The following is a 3,456-nucleotide window of genomic DNA, read 5'->3' as shown; positions in this document are numbered from 1 at the left end:
ATTTATATGATAAATCCATGAAAATCTACATATTCCCAATAATTATTATTTCCTTTGGGATTTTTTATTATATATCATATGTTATGTCGAGGAATATCATAGAAATATTGAAGAAAAACTCTGTACTTTTAGGTGGCATCATATTTTCTCTTATCCTTCCACTTATATTTTATGTAGACAATTATTTTATCCTGTTTGTGCTGGCCGCAGTTCTTGCTTTCAGTGCATCCCTTATAGATTACTGGAGCAATATGTACAGGAAAAGGCATAATATGGCTTATGTTTATACTGGTATAGTCCTGGGAGGGATTTTTGCAGGAATACACTTTGTGGATCTAAAAATAATATATATTGTTATAATTTTGTCATCACTGCTGGTTATTTTCTCAGTAATTTTTAACCTTTTCACTTATCAGAATGTGAATTATAAAAAAACATTACTGACAAAAAAAATAAAAAGGTACATAATATCCATAGGTGATATAAGAAGAATAAGAAATGGATGGGCGCTATTTTCAGCCATTATAATAAACTCGCTTTTATATATGTCTGTTGCTACTATTTTAATAGCTTTTCCTCTACTGGTAATAGAGATACATGCGATTTCCATAATATATGAATTTATATGCATTTCTTCCATATCGTTTTTTACCATTTTCCTGGGCAGCCTGTTAAAATCAAGATTATTTCAGGGAATTTCTTTTATAGCTATATTCCCCTTACTTATTTTAATAGGGTTCATTATCTCAATAAAAAATGTGTCTGCAAATTTGTCTCTCAGTCTACTATTCATACCATTGGTTACATTCATGGTACCTGGATATAGAAAGTATATATCCAGAAAATTCCCAGGGAGTGAAATTTATTACGTAAATAAATTTGCAAATTTTTTCACTGGAATTTTTATTATGTCAGTACCGTTTATTATGCTATTCCTGATTGGATTTCCTGTGTATGCTGTCATAATTGAGCTGGTGGCTTCAATGATTGCACTTATCCTGTGCCTTAAATTCATAAACTATCCAGAAATAGTATTTCCCAGAAAACATAAAAATTAATAAAAGAAGTTATAATTAATCTCTATGAATCCGAGGGATGTAAGAAGAATGATGAACCAGATGGGAATTAAATCCACTGAAATGCCTGATGTTAAAGAGGTTATATTGAAAGGGAAAGATAAGGATTACATAATAGAAAACGCATCGGTAACCATGATAGAGGCACAGGGCCAGAAGACATTCCAGGTACTGGGCACCGTGAAGGAAAAAGCTAAATCCGTGGCCGTACAGGGATTTGATGAGGAGGATATAAAACTTGTAATGGGGCAGTGCAACGTTTCAAGGGAAAAGGCCATTGAAGCACTCAAAAAAGCTGATGGTGAACCGGCACAGGCGATTATAGACCTTGGAAACTAGGGATCAACTATCCGATGGATGGTTAGTTCCATGAGGAACAGTGCAAGAGTTGATTAGGGAGCTTTAAAAACATGAAAGAAAAGAAGATGGACATAAGCACGAAGAATGCCAAACTGGGAAAATACGGCAAAGAATTGAGATTCACTACACAATTCCTCCCCAAGCTTTCGCATGTGATCTCCCTGGGAGGACTCAGATGAATTATTTAGAAACTCTTTTAATGGAACAGACCCCAACGGAGGAGGAACAGAAAAAATTAAAATTTATAGCTTCGGATGTTATTAAAAAAATTAATTTTATATGCAAAAAGGAAAATATAGAGGCAACACCAGTGGAAGTGGGATCGGTTTCAAAAAATACAAATCTTAAATCGAGTGATATAGATATATTTATTACATTTGCAAAATCATATTCTGTTGAATATGTAGAGAAAAAAGGTCTTGAAATAGGCCATAATGTTGTGAAGAATGCTACTGAAAAATATGCTGAGCATCCATACGTTTCTGGTTATGTGGATGGCATAAAGGTTGACATAGTTCCAGCTTTTAGAATAAATAAGGGAGAGAAAATAGTATCTAGCGTGGATCGAACACCGCTGCATACACTTTACGTCAACAGTATGATAGAAGAAAAGATGATACGGGATATTCGGCTTTTAAAAGTATTTTTAAAAAGCATTAATGTTTATGGATCTGAAGTGTCAAAATCTGGATTTTCCGGTTATATATGCGAACTTATAATAATAACATTCGGCACCTTCAAAAATTTTATTGAATATGCATCTAGGTTAAATGGAAAGATGATAATTCCAAAGGATTGCAAAAAAGAATTCAATGAACCAGTAATTATTATAGATCCAATTGACCCCACAAGAAATGCTGGAGCAGCAGTAAGTGAGGAAAATCTTTCAAAACTTAAATTGGCTGCTAAATTATATGTGGCTAATCGTGAAGATATTATTTTTCATGCCCGTCCAGTTGTTAAGACCGATAGGAAAACGCTGATGAAGGTATTTGTGATAAAAAAACCTGACATAATTGATGATATAGTATATCCTCAGGCTGTACGGCTCAAAAATAAGATATGGAACATATTCCACAGATCCGGTTTTATGCCTGTATCATGCGAACTGTATGTGGGGGATGAAATAGAGATTTTGATAGAATATGAATTAGAAAAATTACCCAATGTGCAGAGACATATGGGGCCGCCAACCGAATCAAACGAGTCTTTAAAATTTATCGATGTTTGGAAGGAAAGAAGTGAACTGATGCGCGGCCCGTATATTGTTGGAGATAGAATTTATGTTGATATGAGGACGCAATATACAGACATAGATGAGATAATAAGAATGGAGCTTAAAAAAATGGATATAGGTAAAAATTTGAATCAGTTTAAGGATGAAATAAAAATATTGTCAGGAAGTCAGATTAATAGCTTAAATGTGATGGAAAAGTTTTATTCTAAATATCTTTTCTGAGCATTATTACTTAAGATCCATAATTTAACACATAGGTACCATCTCTCTGAATATACCAATAATCGTTTCAACAATTCTCTCCATAGTTTAAAGATGATTTCGTTTACTGAAAACTTTTCCAGGGGACTGCACTTGATAATACAAATGGTTTTCCAATACATTATTTCCTAAACTCCCGCCTTTTAGGTACATAGTCCACCAGAAATGATTTGAAGACATCGGACAATACACGTTTTACTGAAGCGAAACATGTAAATACTATGTACCTATTTAGGTATAAGTTGAACACCTACATCAGAAAGAAAGAGATCAACGGCAGGGAATATCTCTATGAGATGACTCCTTACTGGGATAAAGAGAAAAAGAAGATCAGGTACCACAGCAAATACCTTGGAGTCCAGAAGGAAAATGGAATAGAGAAGATAAGGACACACTTACCGAGGAATATTTTTGTCTATGGGCCTTTCATACCGGTTTTGAGGATCATAAGGGAGATGGGCATTGAAAGCACCCTAGATTCTTTCTTCAACAGAGAGGACAGAAATGCAATCATTGCATTCA

Annotated in this window: 4 protein-coding genes and 1 pseudogene; all 5 read left to right on the top strand. The window is 34.1% G+C overall.

Going from position 1 to position 3,456, the window contains the following annotated elements:
• On the top strand, positions 1-1,058 hold a 1,058-nt coding region (locus AMDU4_RS05980; RefSeq protein WP_021787082.1), incomplete at its 5' end, for a hypothetical protein.
• Positions 1,059-1,082: 24 nt separating this feature from the next.
• Positions 1,083-1,415 (top strand): nascent polypeptide-associated complex protein, encoded by a 333-nt coding sequence (locus AMDU4_RS05975; protein ID WP_021787081.1) that lies wholly within the window; start codon positions 1,083-1,085, stop codon positions 1,413-1,415.
• Between the two features lie 71 nt (positions 1,416-1,486).
• Complete coding sequence (locus AMDU4_RS05970; RefSeq protein ID WP_021787080.1) at positions 1,487-1,615, top strand: hypothetical protein; 129 nt, start codon at positions 1,487-1,489, stop codon at positions 1,613-1,615.
• Complete coding sequence (cca, locus tag AMDU4_RS05965; RefSeq protein WP_021786891.1) at positions 1,612-2,895, top strand: CCA tRNA nucleotidyltransferase; 1,284 nt, start codon at positions 1,612-1,614, stop codon at positions 2,893-2,895. The genes AMDU4_RS05970 and cca overlap by 4 nt, the downstream gene beginning before the upstream one ends.
• 281 nt (positions 2,896-3,176) lie before the next feature.
• Positions 3,177-3,456 (top strand): annotated as a pseudogene (locus AMDU4_RS05960) (transposase); the annotation flags it as partial.

Source organism: Ferroplasma sp. Type II (genome assembly GCF_000496155.1).
The sequence above is the reverse complement of the archived record's forward strand: the minus strand, read 5'-3'. Positions and strand labels throughout refer to the sequence as shown.

Coding starts and splice junctions, on each gene's coding strand:
- AMDU4_RS05975 (WP_021787081.1), top strand. CDS start 1,083: ATGAATCCGAGGGATGTAAGAAGAATGATGAACCAGATGGGAATTAAA.
- AMDU4_RS05970 (WP_021787080.1), top strand. CDS start 1,487: ATGAAAGAAAAGAAGATGGACATAAGCACGAAGAATGCCAAACTGGGA.
- cca (WP_021786891.1), top strand. CDS start 1,612: ATGAATTATTTAGAAACTCTTTTAATGGAACAGACCCCAACGGAGGAG.